This window comes from Mycobacterium dioxanotrophicus (genome assembly GCF_002157835.1).
GTDB lineage: Bacteria > Actinomycetota > Actinomycetes > Mycobacteriales > Mycobacteriaceae > Mycobacterium > Mycobacterium dioxanotrophicus.
Genome location: NZ_CP020809.1, coordinates 1,151,048 through 1,168,809, shown reverse-complemented (window position 1 = coordinate 1,168,809; position 17,762 = coordinate 1,151,048). Strand labels below are relative to the sequence as shown.

Genomic DNA, 17,762 nt, shown 5'->3' with positions numbered 1-17,762 from the left:
GTTGCTACCACGATTCGTCAGTCGGCGTAGCGGAGCACCCCGAGGATTGCCTGTTCGTCGGGTGGCTCCGCACTGACACAGTCCTGCAGTGCCGACCGCACGGTGTCGGCGCACATGTCGGTGCCGATCAGGACCAGCGTGGTCGCGCGCTGTTCGGCGCTGTCCCAGCGCCGCCGGGAAAACCGTAACGACCTGCCGACCAGTTGCAGGAGGAACTTGCGCCCGGAACCGGCCGCGCCGAAATCGATGAAACCCTTGGCCCGGTACAGGCCGGCGGGCCGGTCTCGCAGGAAGTCCATCAGTCGGCGGGGGTCGAGTGCCCGGTCGGTGGTGAACTCCACGCTCTGATAGGCCGCATGCTCGTGATGATCGTGGTCGTGTGTGTCCCACAGCAATTCGTCGAGGCTGAGCTGGCCGGCTCGCGGCGCGCGCTCCGGCACGTCGATCAGCAGCGCCGGGTCCACGCGACCGAACTCGGTGGGCAGCACCGGAACTCGTGGATTGAGCTCGCGGACCTTGGCGGTGACGGCGGCCAGCTCGTCGGCGCTCACCTGATCGGCCTTGTTGAGTACGACCAGATCCGCCACGCGCACACTGTGCCCCAGGTCGCCGCGGGCGAATTCGACCGCGTCGACCATCAACACCAGACCCGCGTAGTGATACCGGCTGTCGTCGGCGGTGGCCAGTGTGCGGGCCAACGCGGACGGCTCGGCCACGCCGCTGGCCTCCACCACGATGAGGTCCAGCCGGGGCTTGACCGCCGCGAGCTTGCCCAGCATGTCGGCCGCCTCGTCGGCGTCCACCGCGCAGCAGATGCAGCCGTTGGACAGCGACGCCATCGCGTCCACCTGACCTGCGATCAGCATGGCGTCGATGTTGACCGCGCCGAAATCGTTGACCAGGGCACCGATCCGTACGCCGCGACTGTTGCGCAGCAGGTGGTTGAGCAGCGTGGTCTTACCCGCGCCGAGATGGCCCGCGACAGCAAGTACAGGTACCGATCCCGACGCCGCCATCCGGCCATCGTAAGGACTGCAGGCAACCCCTTACCAGCTAAGTTAATGCTGAATCTGAAATCGGGCGATCACAAAAGTCGCGGTTCCATGCCTAAATACCAGCGATATTGATACTGGTAGCTCGAGAATAGTCATTTACTTAATGCTTGCCGGAGGACCTCCGGATGTGACATGCTCCACACGCGGCCGGGGGGTCGAGAGCTCCCCCACGCGCACACCGTCGCGGAAGGATGTCGATGAGCTACGAGTTGCCCGCACCCAAGGGGCCCATGCGTGACGTCCTGGTCCAGGGCGGCTACGTGCTCGGGTTTTCGGTGCAGGCCATCGTCAGCGTCGTCGTCGCGGTCCTGCGGCGGCGGCTGGTCGCCGACGATGTGGTGGCGCAGACCCTGTTCATCGGCCGCGTCTGCACAGGCCCGGCGCTGCTGCTGATGATGCCGATCGGCGTGTTCATCGCGGTGTCGGTCGGCGAACTCGCCGGGCGGATCGGGGCGGGTGGGTACTCGGGCGCCGTCGTCGCGTTCATCATCGTCGGCCAGGCCGCGGCGCTGGTGTGCGCACTGATGATGGCGGGCGTGGCCGGGTCGGCCATCTGCACCGACCTCGGCTCGCGCACCATCCGCGAAGAGATCGATGCCATGGAGGTCATGGGCCTCGACGTGATCGAACGGCTGGTGGCGCCGCGACTGGTTGCCGCGGTGATCGTCGCGCTGGCGCTGTGCTCGATCGTGACGTTCGGCGGCGTGATGGCCTGCTACCTCTACCACATCGGTGTGCAGCACCTGCCCGCAGGAACGTTCCTGGCCACCTTCAGTCAATACGGACAAGTGTCGGATTTCCTTATGGCACTGACCAAGTCGGCCGTATTCGGCCTCACCGCCACCCTGGTGGCGACCTTCAAGGGCCTGCACACCAAGGGCGGTCCCGGTGGCGTCGCGAACTCGGTGAACGAGGCCGTGGTACTGGCCTTCGCGCTGGTCTTCGTGCTGAACACCACCATGTCGGCGCTGTACACGGTCGTGGTTCCCGCGGTGGGCAACTACCGATGACTGCGATCACCACAAGTGCTGCGCTGCACCGGTTCTCGCGTCCTGCGGTCGCCGGATACGACGCCCTGACGGTCATCGGCCGCCACGTCAGCTTCTACGTGCGCGTCGTCATGTCCCTGCCATACGCGGCGGTGCGCTATCGCAGGCACACCCTGAGCCAGATCGGCGAGGTGACGTTCGGTACCAGCTCACTACTCTCCGGTGGCGGCACCATCGGCATTGTCTTCGCCATGTCGCTCGCGGCGGCCATGATGCTCGGTGTCGAGACCCAGCGGGGACTCGACCTCGTCGGCATGAACACACTGTCGGGCATGCTCGCCGCTATCGCCAACACCCGCGAGCTCGCCCCCGTGGTGGTGGCAATCGCATTGGCCGCCAAGGTCGGAACGGGATTCACCGCGCAGATCGGGGCGATGCGGATCTCCGATGAGATCGACGCGCTCGATGCCATGGCGTTGCGGTCCGTGCCGTACCTGGTCGGCACCCGGGTGCTGGCCTCGGTGGTCTGCGTCATCCCGATCTACATGATCGGCCTGCTCGCCAGCTACCTGTCCACGCGCACCGTGGTGGTGATCTTCAACGGTGCGTCACCGGGGACGTACGACTACTTCTTCCACCTGGCCCTCGGCCCGCGTGACCTGTTGTACTCGGGCATCAAAGCGGTGGTCTTCGCGGTCGTGGTGGCGTTGGTGCATTGCACCTACGGCTATTTCGCCTCCGGCGGCCCGGCCGGAGTGGGTCAGGCGGCAGGCCGTGCCCTGCGTACCGCCATCCTGGCCGTCGGCATCCTCGATGTGCTCCTCACCTTCGCGTTGTGGGGCCTGGTCCCTCAGATCCCGGGGATGGGCGTATGAGGTTGCGCAGACGACGGAACCGTCCGGCCAGTCGCCCCTGGCTGGCGGTGCGCGGCGTGGCGGCCGTCCTCATCGGCATGGCCGTCGCCGCGGTGCTGGTGGCCCGCGCGACCGGAAACCTCGACCGCACCGACGACGTGTTTGTCGGCGTACCCGTGTCAGCGGGCCTCATCACCAGCCAGTCACCGGTGCGCTATCACGGTGTCAACGTCGGTCGCATCTCGGCGATCGAATCGGGCACCGCGACGTCGCGCGTGCGACTGGCCATCGAACCTGGTGCGCTGCAGGTGATCCCATCTTCGGTCGTGGCCCGTATCGTGCCACGGACTTTCTTCGGGGACATCTACCTGCAACTGGTCGACGGCCCCGGTGACCGGTCGGCATCCGGGCTACGCCGCGGCGAGACCATCTCCATCGACCACAGCCCCGACGCGATGGCCCTCTACGACGTGTTCACCAAGATCGTCGACCTGTTCTCGCAGATTCGGCCCGAACGCATGCAGACCGCCCTGACGGCGATCAGCCAGTCATTGGATCACCGCGGCACGAAAATCGGTTCCACCATCGACGATCTGAGCGCAGCAGCCGGCACCCTGACACCGTCGCTCATGCGCTTCCTGGACGCCACCCCGCAGTTCCGCGACGTGATGACCGCCCTGCACACCGCCACCCCGGACATCGTCACGACACTGTCGGCGGCGACATCGGTGTCCAACCGCATGGTCGAGGATCAACGTCACTTCTCTTCGGCGATGGACGGTTTCGCCCGGTTCTCCAGCGTGCTCACGTCATTTCTGTCCGACCACCGCGAACAGATGATCACCGTCGTCGACGCGGCAGGAAAGATCCTCGCGACGACAGCCACCCAGCCGCTCGGCCTGGTGGACACACTGGCCGGTGCGCAGGCCTTCGGCGAGGCCGGTGCCAAGGTGTTCGCCACCGGCAAGTTCAACATCACCGCCGTGGCGACCTTCGCCGGGCCCATGCCGTACGCGTTGTCGGACTGCCCGGTCTATGGCTCCAGATCCGGTGCGCGCTGCGCCGATTCAGCACCGTCGGGCGCGGTTCCCGAGCAGCCGGAGGACCCGCTGCGCAGGCCTGCCGCGGACCTGCCGCTCACGCCCTTCACGCCACCGGCACCACACCTGCCCAACCAGACCGCGTTGCCGCCCGGGCCGGGATTGCCTGCATCGGCACCGATTCCGACAGAAGCGGCACCGGCGTCGGCGGTCATCGACACCGATCGGCAGGCACACGCACTCGCGGTGCTGCAGGACACCGTGGCGCCGCAGGCGGCAGGCCCCGCGACCGCCCCGAACATCGCAACTGTGCTCATACTGGGCCCGCTGGTCCGCGGGACGGAGGTGCGGATCGCATGAATACCCGTGGCCGGTCCTGGATCAAGCTCGGCGGCTTCTGTGCGGCCGGTGTCGTCAGCGCGGTGCTCGTGACGAACACCCTGTCGGTACCGGTCCGCGGCAGGACCGTCACCTACCTCGCGCAGTTCAGCAGCGTGGAAGGGCTCAACGTCGGAAACCCGGTGACCATGAACGGCATTCGGATCGGACGCGTCGAGTCCATCGCGTTCGCCGGTAACCCGGACGGGACCAGCCGAGCCGACGTCGGCATCGAAGTCAAATCCGAGTACACCTTCACCACCGACGTGACCGCGGCGGTCCGCTACGGCGACATGCTCGGCGCGCGCTATGTCGCGCTGTCGGATCCCGACGGCGTCGTCATGAACGTGTCGACCGACGACGCACCGGCCAAACTCGCCGCAGGCGGGATCATCCCACTGGCCCACACCGCGCCCGCGGTGGATCTGACCGCGTTGCTCAACGGTTTCAAACCGCTGTTCGACGCGCTCGCACCCGACCAGGTCAACACGCTGACCCGTGGCTTCGTCGAGACGTTCAGCGGCCAGACCCAGACCCTCACCACGCTCCTCACCCAGATCGCCGCAATGACAACCGCGTTGAGCAACAACGCCGGCATCTTCACCCAGCTCATCGACAACATGTCGACGCTGATGCGGTCGATCCACACCCGTCAACCGCAATTGGAAGAAATGCTCGGTGGGCTGGGCCGGCTCAGTGCGGCGATCACCAGCGGGGACAGGCAACTCGAACTGCTCATCGACCAGGGCAACGCGGTGCTGGCCACGCTGGCGGGCACCGTCGAGCGCGGAGGCGCGGATTACGGCGACACCATAACCAATCTCAAGAACATGCTCGGCTCCTGGCAGCCCAACAGCGACCAGTTCGTCGCGCTGCTCGGCAATCTGCCGCAGTTCGGCGACGCGATCAACCACACCACCAGCTACGGCGGCTTCGTGAGCCTGTACCTGTGCAACTTCACCCTGAAGATCGCCAGCCACGAGGCGAACATCTTCGGCCGCAGGCATTCCGAGGTGTGCCAGTAGATGTTTCTCGTCAAACTGATCGACCTGTTCGTCGGCGCGGTGATCTTTCTCTTCGTCAAGGATCAACGCAAACACAACCCGTCAATTCCCCTGGCGCTCGGCGTGATCGGCACCATAGCCCTGATCACCATCATGCTCATCTCGATCGGCGTGCCACGCGTGGTCTACCAGGTACGCACCAACGCCTACGCCGCCGAACTGGCCAATGCGAGCGGACTGACCAGTGGCGACCCGGTATACGTCGCCGGGGTGCCCGCCGGGCGCGTCGAGCAGGTCGCTCTGGCCGGCAATCGCGTGCGGGTGGGCTTTCGGCTCGACAAAGCGCAACCATTGGGCAACCGCACCACCGTCACCGTCCGGTTGCGGACCGTGCTGGGCAAACGATTCCTCGACGTGATGCCTGCCGGGACCGTCAATCCCGGGGATTCCCACACCATTCCACTTGCTCGCACCACCGTGCCGTACAGCCTCGACGAGGTGGGTCGTCAGGCCGCGCGCGCCGCGACCGGCGTCGAGCAGCAGCCGCTCGCCGACATGATGAACACACTCACCGAGTCGATGCCCGGCGACAGCGCCGAACTCGGCCGGGTGCTGGCCGGGATCAGCAGCGCCAGTTCGGTATTCGCCCAGAACGGCGACAAGGTCGACGAGCTGCTGCGGGTCTCGCGCTCCCTGTCGGAACTGCTGGTACAGCAGACCGATTCTCTGAGTGCCACCGCGGCCAACGCGCAGCACATCGTGTCGGCGCTGACCGCTCGCCGGCAGGCGCTGACCGACATCGTCGCCAATCTCGGTGCGATCGTGCGGCAACTGTCGGAGGTGTACGGCGCCAAGCAACAAGACTTCGGCGAGCTGATCACCGACCTGGCAGCGGTCACCGGCACCCTGAAGGCCAACGCCGACAAGATCGAGCAGACCCTCGTGCAGATGCCACCGGCGATCCGTGCAGTCACCAACGCCACCGGCAACGGCACGTGGGCCGACGTCAACTCGCCGTCCTTGGTGATGCCCGACAACCTGTTGTGCTTCTTGAACGTTCAGCGGGAGTGCCGATGAACCGTCGCATCCTGACCCTGCTCGTCATCGCGGCCTTCCTCGGCGGCGGTGGATGGTTCGTGTTCGGCCGCAGCGACCGGGCCACCACGGTGCACGCCGACTTCAGCTATATCAACGGCATCTATCCCGGCAGCAAGGTGACGGTGCTCGGCGTCCCGGTGGGGCGGGTCACCGCCGTCACGCCGCAGGGCACCACGGTGCGGGTCAGCATGAGCGTTCCCGGTGACGTCGTGCTGCCTGCCGACATCGATGCGTACGTGCTCAGCCCGGCCCTGATCAGCGATCGCAGCGTTGAACTCGGGCCGGCGTACAGCGGGTCCGGACCCACCCTCGCCGACGGCCACGTCATCCCCGCCGACCACAGCCACGCGCCGATCACGTTCGACACCATGCTGGGCAGCCTCAGCACCCTGACGTCGGCGATCGGCCCGGGCCAAGGCGACATCGGCAAGGTCTTGACCCGCGGGGCCGACGAATGGCGTGGCCAGGGAAAGCAGTTCAACGAAGCGATACGCAATCTCAGCGCGGCCAGCGGTGTGGTGGGCGCGCGCGCCGACGACATCGGCGCCGTAGTCGACAACCTGACCACGCTGATGGCGGCGTTCAACAAACGGCAGGTGTCACTCAACCAGGTGATCACCGAACTCAACCAGCTCGGTGGATCGTGGGCGGACGCGAACATCGACATCAGCGCGCCGATGCAGGATCTCAAGTCGGTACTCGAGCAGATCGACCGGTTCGTGGCCGAGCACGGCGACGAACTGGGCGCCATCGCGGCCAACCTCAACGCCGTCGGCGCCGTATTGACCGCCAAACAGCCCGAACTCGCCGAGTTCATGGATCTCGTCCCGCTGATGATGCAGAACCTCTCCAATACCGTCGGACCGGACCGCCGCGGCCGCATCCGGCTGAACGTATCCACGGTGCTCACGCAGTTCGCGGCCGCGCAGAACTTCTGCGACCGGTGGATGCTGCCGATGTGTGTCGGTGCCGGAATTACCAATCCGGTCTCCTATCCGATCAGCAGGTCGGACCCGCTGGGCATCGTGTCGGCCGTCACGGGCACCGCTCCTGCACCGAACCCGAGGTACCCGCGGTGATCAGTATGCGCAGACCTGCATTGCCCGCCGTGTCCACCGCCGGGGCCGTCGTCGCCGCCTGCGTCGCAGTATGGTCGTTGAGCGACATCGGGATTCAGGATCTCCCGGTCGGACGTACCGCTCCCGGCGACACCATGGCCATCACCGTGGTGCTGCCGACCGCGGACGGCATCACCATCGGGGCCGACGTCCGCAACGGGCAGAAGGTGGTGGGCCGGGTCAGCGCGATGACGATGGCAGCTTCCGGTGCCGCGGTGCGGCTCAGCCTGCAGGACGCCAGCGGCCTGGGTGCCAACACCGTCGCCAGCGTGGAACTTCCCTCGGCGCTGGGTAATCCGTTCGTCAGGCTGACGGCTCCCGACCATCCGCCACAGCGGGAGCTGCGTGACGGCGACGTCATCCCACCGAGCCACACGCAGCTGGGACCGCAGATCGAAAGCGCGCTGGCCACTTTCGGGGCACTGCTCAGCCGCAGCGGCGTCGACCAACTGACCACGATCGTCGGGGAACTGGACAAGGCGTTCAGCGGCCGCGGCCCGAAAGTACGTGGCCTGATCGACGCGATGTCGCAGTTGACCGCGAAAGCCGCTGACCACCAGGGCGAATTCGACCAAGCCATGACCCTCGCGGCCAGTATCACCGGGCAGTTCGACCGCGAACAGCAGGCCGTCACCGGCTATCTCGACACGGTGCCGAAAGTCGTGGCCATGCTCGACGTGCAGCGCGCCAAACTGCAGAGCCTGTTCGCCTCGACCACGGCGCTGTCCGCGACCGCCAACAACGTGCTGGCCGGAGCCGACCTGAGTGCCATGGTGACCGACGCCAACACCGTGGTCGGACTCCTCGGCACCTTCAACGACCGCATCGGCGCGACGCTGACGGCGATGAACACCTTCTTGCAGAAGTTCGGCCAGTCGGTGCACGGCGACTACCTGATGTTCGATGGCGCCCTGGACATTCCGGGCACCATCGACAAGCTGCTCACCGGAGGCTTGATCGTCAACGGCACGCCGATCACCGGTGACCAGGCGCTCGAAGGGTTTCTGTCGGGAGGTCTGAAGTGAGACGCCTGGTGGTGGTCCAGCTGGCGATCTTCGCTGCCATCGCGGCGATCGTGGTGCCGTTCGGGGTGCGTTATGTGGCCGGCCCGCAAGGCTTCCGCACACCACTGCTGCTGAACGCGACGATGACCGACGCGTTCGGGCTGACCGCCGGGACCAGCGTCACCGTGCGGGGTGTGCAGGTAGGCACGGTGGATGCGGTGTGGCTGGACCGCGACGGCACCGCAATGGTGCGGTTGGCGCTGGACCCCGGAACGCGGATCCCGCACGACAGCATCATGACCATCGGCATGGGTACCGCAGCCGGGATCCAGAGTGTGGACATCCTGCCGCAGACCGACACCGGACCGTACCTGGCTTCGGGCGACACCATCGCGGCCCCCGCCGACCGCCAACCGGTGCAAATGGACCGCATCATGGGCGACACCGCGCAGCTCGTGAAAGGCATTGATGCACAGTCTGTCCGGGAGGTGGGCACCGAACTGTCGAATGCGTTCGACGGGCTCGGCCCCGGCCTGGCCGCTCTGATCGACAACGGCGCAGACATCTCACGGCGCATCCACCGCCAGGCCGGCCAACTGCAGTTGCTGATCGACGGCACCGCCGACCTGGTGACCACTATGGCCGCGCAGCACGACCCGTTCGTGCGGGGCATGGCGGCCAGCGCCCGGTTGGCGACCCAACTCGACGGCAGCGGCCCGGTGTTCCTGTACCTGACCGATCATGCACCGGCGACGCTCAATTCGTTGCAGCGCGTCCTGGACACCTACCGCGGCACGTTCGGTGCGACCTTGGCCAACCTCGCCACCGTGATGCCGATCATCGGTGACCGCACCGATTCCCTGCAGACCGGACTTTCCACGATCCCGAAGGGTCTGCAGGATCTGACCTCGATCGTCAAGCACGACGCCACCGGCCAGACCCGGGCCGACTTCTCGTTGATCGCGACCCAGGGTCCGGTGTGCAACTACGACGTGGACCGGCGGGCCATCGGCGACGTCAGCCCCACCCAGCCCGATCTGGTGATGTACTGCCCGCCCGCACCGGATCTCGGCATGCGCGGAGCGGTCAACGCGCCCCGGCCCAACGACCTGGGCCTGCAGCACTCCCAGACGCCGGGATATCCGATCGGCCCACCGGTGGTCGACGACCCCGTGAAGATCCCGACCCTGGCCCAACTGGTCTACAAGTGGCGCAGCATCCTGAAAGGCGGACCGCAGTGAATCCTGACGATGACGACGAGGGCGCCGAGACGGTTCTGACCTTGGAGCGCCCAGACTCCGAGCCCGAGCCCGCTGACGACCCCGCGCCGCGGCGCCGGCCCCCGCGGCGGCTGATGATCGCCTTGGTTGGGTTGTTGGTGGCAGCCGCTGTGGCCGGAGTGACCGTGGTGTCGATCGGCGAGTACCGGCACCGGCACACCGAAACGCTGCGAGCACAGGCTGTTTCGATGTCACACGACTATCTGGTGGCGATGGCCGCGTTCGACTACCAGAACCTCGACGCCAACCGTGGGCGTATCGTCGCCGACTCCACCCCGGAGTTCGCCACCAAATACGACGAGATGGTCAAGGCGCTGCGCGACATCGTCGTCACCAGCAAGGGCGTGGCCACCGCGACGGCTGACCATGTTGCCGTCGAGCGGCTCGACAAGGACTCCGCGACCGTGATCGCGTTCGTCGACCAGCACGTCACCAACGTGACTGCACCGCAGGGCAGCAATCAGAAGTACCGGATGGTGGTGTCGCTGGTCCGCAGCGGGGACCGCTGGATCGTCAACGACGTGCAGACCGTGTGAGCGACTCGAAAGGACCTTCATGCCAGCCACTTACGTCGATCTCGCGGCGCCGCCCCGGCTGACCACCGCGGAGACCAGGATCACCATCACCCAGCGGGTACCCCGGTGGAACCGGAAGAAGGACGTCGACCTCACCGACGCGCTGGACTTCTGGTCGGCCGCCGGTGCCGCCGCCAACGTGATCATGCAGATGAGTTGGCCCGAAGTGGGCTATGGGGTGGCGGAAAGCCGTGTCGAGTCGGGCAGCCTGGTGCGTCACCCATGGAAACGCTTGCGCACCACCGCACAGTATCTGGCCGTGGCGATCCTGGGCACCGACGAGGAGCGCGCCGCCTACCGCGAGGCGGTCAACGCCGCGCATCGGCAGGTGCGGTCCACCGCCGAAAGTCCGGTGTCCTACAACGCGTTCAACCGCGAACTCCAGTTATGGGTGGCCGCTTGCCTGTTCATCTTCTACGAGGACACCCATCAGCTGTTGTACGGCAAGCTCACCGATGAACAGGCCGAAGGGTTCTATCAGAGCGCCATGCCGATCGGGACCACGCTGCAGGTGCTCGAAGAGCAGTGGCCGGCCACCCGCGCGGACTTCGACGCGTACTGGAACACCGCGTGCGAGCGGGTGCAGATGACACCGTTCGTCTACGACTACTTGATGCGCCTGGTGCAGCTCAAAATGATCAACCCGGTACTGCGCGTCATGCTGGCTCCGCTGCTGCGGTTTCTCACCATCGGGTTTCTGGCACCGGTGTTCCGCGACGTGATGGGATTCGACTGGACCGACACCGACCGACGCCGGTTCGAGCACCTCTTCCTGTTTGTGTCATTCGTCAACCGGTTCCTGCCGAAGTCCTTGCGCAACGGCAATTACGCTGTGCTGATGACCGATCTGCGCCGACGCATCCGGCGTAAGAAGGCACTGATCTGAGCGTAAGCACGCGCGGTGGCGGGCCAGCCGAGCTATCGGACTTGTCGAATCAGTGTGCGCGATCACCGAGATTCACCACAGGGACAAATGAGCCGCGGAATTTGTCCCTGACGTGAATGTCGGTGCGGTCAGCACCGAAACTTGTCGGTGGCCCATGCAGCCGCGCCTACTCCGGCTTCGTCGCGGCATGTAGCGCGACGATGCCGCCAGTGAGGTTGCGCCAGCGCACATTTGACCAACCGGCTGTTCCGATGCGGCGGGCCAGCTCGGCCTGATCGGGCCATGCCCGGATCGACTCGGCGAGGTAGACGTAGGCCTCGGGGTTGCTCGACACGGCGGTCGCCATAGCCGGCAGAGCCCGCATGAGGTACTCCTTGTAGACCGTGGCGAACGCGCGATTGGTCGGCGTGGAAAATTCGCACACGACGAGCCGGCCGCCGGGCCGGGTTACGCGGGCCATCTCCCGCAGCCCTTCCACATGGTCGACGACGTTGCGCAGCCCAAAGCTGATGGTCACCGCGTCGAACACGCCGTCGGCGAACGGCAGCCGGGTGGCATCGGCCCCGACTTTGGGGACCGGCCGATCCGCACCGGCCGCCAGCATCCCGACCGAGAAGTCCGCGGCGACGCACCACGCGCCCGAGGTGGCCAGTTCGACCGTCGACACCACGGTGCCTGCCGCGAGGTCCAGCACCTTGTCCCCCGGTCCGATGCCCAACGCCGCGCGGGTCTCACGCCGCCAGAACCGGTCCTGGCCCAGCGACATCACGGTGTTGGTCAGGTCGTAGCGCCGCGCCACCGCATCGAACATCGACGCGACCTCGTGCGGGTTTTTCTCCAGGCTCGCTCGACTCACCGTGCTGACGCTACCCGGCCGGTCGGTCACAGCCATGCCCGGTGCCGCCGCAGGTACCGGTGTTTGACGAGCTGCGCGCACGAGGCGTAGCTGACGGCGACCACGGCCAACCACAGCACGTAGCCGGCCGGCAGCGACGTCAGGTGCAGCGGCGCGGCCAACGGCGTCACGGGCAGCACCAGGCCGATGGAGGCCGCACACCACAACGCAAGCACCACAATCGCCGCGGGGCCGGGACGGCGCCACGGCAATTCGCGGGTGCGCAGCACGAGCACGATCAGCAGCTGGGTCAGCAGACCCTCGACAAACCAGCCCGTCTGGAACAACGACGGCGCATTTGCACCGCCGAAAGCCCACCACAGCGCACCGAACGTGGCGAGGTCGAATAGCGAGCTGAGCGGGCCGAACGTGAGCATGAATCCGATGAGCCCGCCAGAGCGCCACCGTTGCGGAACCCTCAGGTAGTCGTCGTCGACGCGATCCCAGGACAGTGCGAGTTGTGCGGTGTCGTACAGGAGGTTCTGGACCATCAGCTGAATGGGCAGGATCGGCAGGAACGGCAGCAGCACGCTGGCCGCCAACACCGAGAGCACGTTGCCGAAATTGGAACTGGCGGTGATCTTGACGTACTTCATGGTGTTGGCCAGCGTGCGACGGCCGTCGACGACACCGCGTGCGACGACGGCCAAGTCGCGGTCGAGCAGGATCAGGTCGGCCGCCTGCTTGGCGACGTCGGCCGCGGTGTCGGCAGCGATCCCGACGTCCGCGATACGTAGTGCGGCCACGTCGTTGACCCCGTCGCCGAGGTAGCCGACGGCGTGTCCTTCCTGCCGCAGCGCCGCGACGATGCGCGCCTTGTGCGCCGGCGTCAGCTCGGCGAACACGTCAGCCGCGCCGGCCAGCGCACGCAGCTCATGATCGCCGGCGTCATCGATGTCTGCTCCGAGAACCGTTGCGTGGGAGTCCAACCCGACGTGGTTGGCCACCTGCGCAGCGACCACGCGGCTGTCGCCGGTGAGGATCTTCACCCCGACGCCGTGATCCGCGAGGCTGGTGACGGTAGCGCCCGCACTCTCCCGGATCGGGTCCACAAAGCCGACGAAACCGACCAGCACCAAGCCGAATTCGTCGGATTCGCCGTAGTCCTCCCACCTCGCGGGTAACTCCTTGACCGCCACGGCCAGCACCCGCATGCCCTGGCGCCGGTAGGTCGCCACGATCTCCTTGGCCTCGGCGGTCAGCTCGTCGTCGAAGGCGATGACGCGGTTGTCGATGCGGATCTCGCTGCAGCGGGCCAACACCTGGTCGGGGTCACCCTTGCAGATCATGATGTGCTCGTCGCGCTGCCGGGTGACCACCACGGTGTTGCGACGCCGGCGATGGTTGAACGCGACCTCATCGACCTTGGCGAACGCGGCGTCGGCGATGAACTCCATCTGCCCGCCACCGAGCAGTTCGAGGATCGCGGCATCGAGTGGGCTGTGCGCGCAGTCCTGGAAATACACGCTCAGATAAGCGAATTCGGCGACGGCCTCATCGGGGCGTCCGGTCACGTCGATGCTGTGCGCGTAGATGATGCGGTCCTCGGTGAGGGTTCCGGTCTTGTCCACACACAGCACGTCCATCGCACCGAGATCCTGAATGGCATTGAGCCGCCGCACGACAACCTTCTCGCTGACCAACCGGGCGGCTCCGCGGGCCAGATTCGTCGTGACGATGACGGGCAGCATCTCAGGGGTGAGGCCGACGGCTACGGCGACGGCGAACATCGCCGCCTGCGCCCACACGCCGCTCACCAGCCCATTGACGACGAACACGATGGGCGCCATGACCAGCATGAAGCGGATCAGCGTCCAGCCGACCGCGCGGACCCCGCGGTCGAAGCTGGACTCCGGACGGATCGCCGCAGCCGATCTGGTCAACGATCCGGTGTAGGTGCGTGGCCCGGTCGCGATCACCACGCCGGTGGCGGCGCCGGCCACCACGGCCGTACCCGACAGACACAGGTTGGGCGCATCGACGACCGCGTCGCGCAGCCCGGCCTCGGCACCCGACGGGCCCGGCCGCGCCGACTTCGACACCGGTAGCGATTCGCCCGACAACACCGACTGATCGACCACGAGGTCGGTGGAGGTGATCAGCCGCACGTCGGCGGTGACGACGTCGCCGGCGCCCAGCAACACGATGTCGCCGGGAACGAGGTCCTGTGGCGACACCTCGCGCTCCATGGGTTCGTCGTCATCGTCGGCGCGGCGACGCACCGTCACCGTCGCGGACACCAGCTCTTCGAGCGCACGGGTGGCGCGCTCCGAACGGGTCTGCTGCCACAGCCGCAGCAGCACCGCCAGGGCGATCATCAGGCTGACGATTCCCACTCCCCGGATGTCGCGGACGAGCAGGAACACCAGGTCGAGCCCGGCCAGCAATGCCACGAAGGGGCTACGGACCGCCGTCCGTAGCCGCGCCCACGCACTGTCCTCGTCGGCGGGCGCGGGGTCGTTGTCACCGAACCGGCTCAGCCGGTCGGCGGCCTCGCATTCGGTGAGACCGCGCGGAGAACTGTGCACCTGGTGAAACAGGGTCAACACGGGTGCAGCGGCGAGCTCGCACAGGCGGTGGTTCTGGTCGTCGAGGACAGTGCCGAGGCCGGCTGCGTCGTCTGTCATCGTCGGCCCCTCACGCGGTCGAAATAGCGTTGTCCACGGTACCCACGCGCGGCGCCGGACCTGGCTGTCGCGTTCGCGTTGATCTGGTCGGACAACAGCGGCCAACCAGGAAACTCAAACACTTGCACAAGTGTTGAGTATGAGACAGTCTAGGTCAGGGACATCGAGAGGAGTTCCGTGCCCGCCCCCACCGCCGCGCCCGACCCGGTCGACCCTGTGTCGCCCCGGGTGCTTCAGGACACCGCGTCGCTGTTCGGTCTGCTGTCGGCCACTGTGCGGCTGCACATCCTGTGGCTGCTCGACAGCGGCGAGCAGGACGTCGGGACCCTGGCCGACAAGACCGGCCAAAGCATCGCCACGGTCAGCCACCACCTCGGCAAACTCAAGCTCGCCGGATTGGTCCGCGCCCAGCGGCAGGGCAAACGGCAGGTGTACGTGGCCACCGACGACAATGCCCTCGCGGTGATCCGCGTGGCGCTCAGCGCAGCTCAGCCCACACTCAGGGCGTCCGACGTCGCCCGCCACGCATAGCGACCCGACTCATCCGGCATGCCGGCGCAGCGTCACGTCGGCGCCCGGCTGCACGGCCTCGTAGTGCCCGAGCAGTTCATCGCAGATCGCCGGCCAGGTGCGCCCCAGCACACTGCGACGCGCCGCCACCGAGTACCGCGCCCGTTCGGCGATCAGATGATCGACCGCCGCGGGCAGCGTGGCCTCGAATTCGTCGACCCCGAGCAGCAGCCCGGTTCGGTACGGCGCCACGAGATCTCGCGGGCCACCGGCGTCGGGAGCAATCACCGGCAGACCCGACGCCATCGCCTCCTGGACCGCCTGGCAGAACGTCTCATGCTCACCGGGGTGGACGAACACATCCATGCTGGCGTACGCCGCGGCCAGCGCCGGCCCGCGTAGTTCACCGGTGAAAACCGCTGAGGGAAGCATTGTTTGGAGTTTTGCGCGGTCGATGCCATCGCCGACGATCACCAGCTGCAGGTCGTCACGCGCCGCGAGGGCGGCCAGCCGTTCCACATGTTTTTCCGGTGCCAGCCGGCCGACGAATCCGACCACCGGGCGACCATTTGGCGACCACGACGCCCGCAGCGCCTCGTCACGCGCGGACGGCGCGAAACCGGTGATGTCCACTCCGCGAGCCCACTTGTAGACCCGTGGAATGCCATGGGCTTCAAGGTTTTCTATCGCAGAGGTGGACGGGGCCAGGGTGCGGTCGGCCTTGGCGTGCAGCCGACGCGTCCACGCCCAGGACGCCCGCGACAGCACGCCGACGCCGTAGCTCTCGGCGAAACCGGCGACATCGGTCTGGAACACCGCGACCGTCGGCACACCCAGGTACCGGGCGGCATGCACGCCGCCCCAGCCGAGCAGCGCGGGTGACGCGAGGTGCACGACGTCGGGCGCGAACCCGCGCAGCACACTGACCATCCGGGGCCGCGGCACGCCCAGCGGCAGCGAGGTCACTTTCGGGAACATGTGCGACGGCACCCGGTGCACCCGGATACCGTCGTAGACCCGGTCGGCCGGCGGTTGCCGGCGCGGGGTGTCCGGCGCGATGACCAGGACCTCATGGCCGGTACGGCGGAGATGTTCGATCACCCGAAGCACGGAGTTGGTGACGCCGTTGACATTCGGGAGGAAGGACTCTGCAACGATTGCCACGCGCACGTCACGATCGTCGCAGCGGCACCTGTCGCAAAGGTTGCCGACGGGGATACGACACGCAAAAACCTGACCTGCCCGCTCCGGACATCCTGGGACTACGCTCAGGTGGCATGCGGTTCACGCGGTTGCTCGGCGCGCTGGCGATGAGCTTGGCACTGACCACCGCGGGCTGCACCCAGGTGGTCTCCGGCACCGCCGCTCCCGATCCCAACGGCCCGCCGACCGAGATCACCAAGGACGGCTCGGGCATTCAGGTGGGGTTCACCGATGCGCCGCTACAGATCGAGATCTTCACCGAACCCCAGTGCCCGCACTGCGCCCAGCTGCAGCACGACTTCGGCGATGAGATCAGCAGCTACATCAACCTGGGTGAGCTCGCCGTCACCTACCGCCCGATGACGTTCCTCGACGTCGACGGCCACGACTACTCGGCCCGGGTGAGCAATGCCCTGTTCCTCGCGGCGGGCCCGGGCACCGGCGGTGTGCAATTCCAGCGCTACGTCGAGGATCTGTGGAGCCACCAGCAGCCCGGTGCCCAGGCACCGAGCGATCAGGAGCTGGCCGACATGGCGCGCGAGAGCGGCGTCGGGTCCGAGCACGTCGCCAAGATCGCCGCCGGTGAGGCCGGTGTCGACACCGGCGAGATGGCCGACCAGAACGTCGAATTCCTCAGCGAGATCCAGGACACCATCGGCACACCGACGGTCTACGACCTGAAGAACGACAACATCATCGACATCTACGACAACAACTGGCTGGCCAAGCTGTTGTCGGCGATCTGACGACGGTCGAGCCGCTTCTGCAGCAACGCCAGCCCGGCCAGTGCCGCACCGGCAACCAGCCAGCCCACCACCGCGATGGACCCGGCCGGAACGATCGCCAAGGACGCGTTGCGGTTGCGCACCCGCACGAGGTCGGGGTCGTTCTTGTCGTATTCGACGTAGATCCGCATGCCGGTGTCGAGTTCAGAGGGATAGAGCACGCCGAGCTCCGGTCGGTAGGTCACCCGGTCGGGCGTGACGAACTCGATGGTCGAGCGCCGCGGGCCCGCGCTGAGCACCTCGGCGGCCGCCACACCCATGTGCCGCTCGATCTGGCGGTCGTTGCGCCAGGCGCCGAGCACCAGCAGCACTGACTGCAACGTCACCAGGCACGCGACGATCACCACCCCGATACGGACCCGGCGGATGACGCGCTGGGAGCGGGTCTCGCAGGCCTCCCCCGAGAGCCGTGGCAGCAGGGTCTGCGCCGACGCGCGCAGCCGATGCACGGCCGCGCTCAC

At 66.9% G+C, this 17,762-nt stretch carries 17 protein-coding genes; 12 read left to right on the top strand and 5 right to left on the bottom strand.

Annotated features, from left to right (window positions below; genetic code table 11):
* Nucleotides 1–17 precede the first annotated feature (17 nt).
* Entirely contained in the window at nt 18–1,016 is a 999-nt protein-coding gene (locus BTO20_RS05635) for a CobW family GTP-binding protein (protein ID WP_087074095.1), read from the bottom strand.
* A 236-nt stretch (nt 1,017–1,252) separates the two neighbouring features.
* Here BTO20_RS05635 and BTO20_RS05630 point away from each other — a divergent pair, with 236 nt between their 5' ends.
* Genes BTO20_RS05630 through BTO20_RS05585 form a run of 10 tightly spaced genes read left to right on the top strand, consistent with a single transcriptional unit; the run spans nt 1,253 to nt 11,281 of the window.
* The gene (locus BTO20_RS05630) at nt 1,253–2,065 is read left to right on the top strand and encodes an MlaE family ABC transporter permease (protein WP_087074093.1); all 813 of its coding nucleotides are present in this window, start codon (nt 1,253–1,255) and stop codon (nt 2,063–2,065) included.
* A complete protein-coding gene (locus BTO20_RS05625) occupies nt 2,062–2,919 on the top strand; it encodes an MlaE family ABC transporter permease (protein WP_157680133.1) in 858 nt (285 codons plus the stop codon). Before BTO20_RS05630 ends, BTO20_RS05625 begins: the two co-directional genes overlap by 4 nt.
* Nucleotides 2,916–4,298, top strand: coding sequence for an MCE family protein (locus BTO20_RS05620; RefSeq protein ID WP_087074091.1), 1,383 nt, complete (start codon nt 2,916–2,918; stop codon nt 4,296–4,298). Before BTO20_RS05625 ends, BTO20_RS05620 begins: the two co-directional genes overlap by 4 nt.
* Nucleotides 4,295–5,341 carry an MlaD family protein gene (locus BTO20_RS05615; RefSeq protein ID WP_087074089.1) on the top strand — a complete coding sequence of 349 codons (1,047 nt, stop codon included), beginning with the start codon at nt 4,295–4,297 and terminating at the stop codon, nt 5,339–5,341. Before BTO20_RS05620 ends, BTO20_RS05615 begins: the two co-directional genes overlap by 4 nt.
* Nucleotides 5,342–6,397, top strand: a complete 1,056-nt coding sequence (locus BTO20_RS05610) for an MCE family protein (protein WP_087074087.1) — start codon at nt 5,342–5,344, stop codon at nt 6,395–6,397.
* The gene (locus BTO20_RS05605; protein WP_087074084.1) at nt 6,394–7,497 is read left to right on the top strand and encodes an MCE family protein; all 1,104 of its coding nucleotides are present in this window, start codon (nt 6,394–6,396) and stop codon (nt 7,495–7,497) included. Before BTO20_RS05610 ends, BTO20_RS05605 begins: the two co-directional genes overlap by 4 nt.
* 5 nt (nt 7,498–7,502) lie before the next feature.
* On the top strand, nt 7,503–8,561 hold the full coding sequence (locus BTO20_RS05600; protein WP_087081664.1) for an MCE family protein: 1,059 nt from the start codon (nt 7,503–7,505) through the stop codon (nt 8,559–8,561).
* Nucleotides 8,558–9,781 (top strand): MCE family protein, encoded by a 1,224-nt coding sequence (locus BTO20_RS05595; RefSeq protein ID WP_087074082.1) that lies wholly within the window; start codon nt 8,558–8,560, stop codon nt 9,779–9,781. Before BTO20_RS05600 ends, BTO20_RS05595 begins: the two co-directional genes overlap by 4 nt.
* A complete protein-coding gene (locus BTO20_RS05590; protein WP_087074080.1) occupies nt 9,778–10,356 on the top strand; it encodes a hypothetical protein in 579 nt (192 codons plus the stop codon). Before BTO20_RS05595 ends, BTO20_RS05590 begins: the two co-directional genes overlap by 4 nt.
* 19 nt (nt 10,357–10,375) lie before the next feature.
* Nucleotides 10,376–11,281 carry an oxygenase MpaB family protein gene (locus BTO20_RS05585; protein WP_087074078.1) on the top strand — a complete coding sequence of 302 codons (906 nt, stop codon included), beginning with the start codon at nt 10,376–10,378 and terminating at the stop codon, nt 11,279–11,281.
* A 166-nt stretch (nt 11,282–11,447) separates the two neighbouring features.
* Here the strand turns inward: BTO20_RS05585 and BTO20_RS05580 are convergent, their stop codons facing one another.
* Entirely contained in the window at nt 11,448–12,137 is a 690-nt protein-coding gene (locus BTO20_RS05580; RefSeq protein WP_087081662.1) for a demethylmenaquinone methyltransferase, read from the bottom strand.
* A gap of 26 nt (nt 12,138–12,163) precedes the next feature.
* Entirely contained in the window at nt 12,164–14,803 is a 2,640-nt protein-coding gene (gene mgtA, locus BTO20_RS05575; RefSeq protein ID WP_087074075.1) for a magnesium-translocating P-type ATPase, read from the bottom strand.
* Nucleotides 14,804–14,980: 177 nt separating this feature from the next.
* Between mgtA and BTO20_RS05570 the strand changes: the two genes are divergently transcribed.
* Complete coding sequence (locus BTO20_RS05570; RefSeq protein ID WP_087074073.1) at nt 14,981–15,334, top strand: ArsR/SmtB family transcription factor; 354 nt, start codon at nt 14,981–14,983, stop codon at nt 15,332–15,334.
* Nucleotides 15,335–15,343: 9 nt separating this feature from the next.
* Here BTO20_RS05570 and BTO20_RS05565 read toward each other — a convergent pair whose 3' ends face one another.
* Nucleotides 15,344–16,483, bottom strand: coding sequence for a glycosyltransferase family 4 protein (locus BTO20_RS05565; RefSeq protein ID WP_087074071.1), 1,140 nt, complete (start codon nt 16,481–16,483; stop codon nt 15,344–15,346).
* Nucleotides 16,484–16,590: 107 nt separating this feature from the next.
* On the opposite strand from BTO20_RS05565, the gene BTO20_RS05560 reads away from it, so the two are divergent.
* Nucleotides 16,591–17,262: a DsbA family protein gene (locus BTO20_RS05560; protein WP_087074069.1), complete on the top strand. Its 672-nt coding sequence runs from the start codon at nt 16,591–16,593 to the stop codon at nt 17,260–17,262.
* On the opposite strand, the gene BTO20_RS05555 is transcribed toward BTO20_RS05560, so the two are convergent.
* Nucleotides 17,220–17,762: a DUF3592 domain-containing protein gene (locus tag BTO20_RS05555; RefSeq protein ID WP_198344467.1), complete on the bottom strand. Its 543-nt coding sequence runs from the start codon at nt 17,760–17,762 to the stop codon at nt 17,220–17,222. The genes BTO20_RS05560 and BTO20_RS05555 overlap by 43 nt on opposite strands.

Excerpts from the sequence above, each read along its gene's own strand:
- BTO20_RS05635 (WP_087074095.1), bottom strand. The coding sequence starts at position 1,016 with ATGGCGGCGTCGGGATCGGTACCTGTACTTGCTGTCGCGGGCCATCTC.
- BTO20_RS05630 (WP_087074093.1), top strand. The coding sequence starts at position 1,253 with ATGAGCTACGAGTTGCCCGCACCCAAGGGGCCCATGCGTGACGTCCTG.
- BTO20_RS05625 (WP_157680133.1), top strand. The coding sequence starts at position 2,062 with ATGACTGCGATCACCACAAGTGCTGCGCTGCACCGGTTCTCGCGTCCT.
- BTO20_RS05620 (WP_087074091.1), top strand. The coding sequence starts at position 2,916 with ATGAGGTTGCGCAGACGACGGAACCGTCCGGCCAGTCGCCCCTGGCTG.
- BTO20_RS05615 (WP_087074089.1), top strand. The coding sequence starts at position 4,295 with ATGAATACCCGTGGCCGGTCCTGGATCAAGCTCGGCGGCTTCTGTGCG.
- BTO20_RS05610 (WP_087074087.1), top strand. The coding sequence starts at position 5,342 with ATGTTTCTCGTCAAACTGATCGACCTGTTCGTCGGCGCGGTGATCTTT.
- BTO20_RS05605 (WP_087074084.1), top strand. The coding sequence starts at position 6,394 with ATGAACCGTCGCATCCTGACCCTGCTCGTCATCGCGGCCTTCCTCGGC.
- BTO20_RS05600 (WP_087081664.1), top strand. The coding sequence starts at position 7,503 with ATGCGCAGACCTGCATTGCCCGCCGTGTCCACCGCCGGGGCCGTCGTC.
- BTO20_RS05585 (WP_087074078.1), top strand. The coding sequence starts at position 10,376 with ATGCCAGCCACTTACGTCGATCTCGCGGCGCCGCCCCGGCTGACCACC.
- mgtA (WP_087074075.1), bottom strand. The coding sequence starts at position 14,803 with ATGACAGACGACGCAGCCGGCCTCGGCACTGTCCTCGACGACCAGAAC.
- BTO20_RS05560 (WP_087074069.1), top strand. The coding sequence starts at position 16,591 with ATGCGGTTCACGCGGTTGCTCGGCGCGCTGGCGATGAGCTTGGCACTG.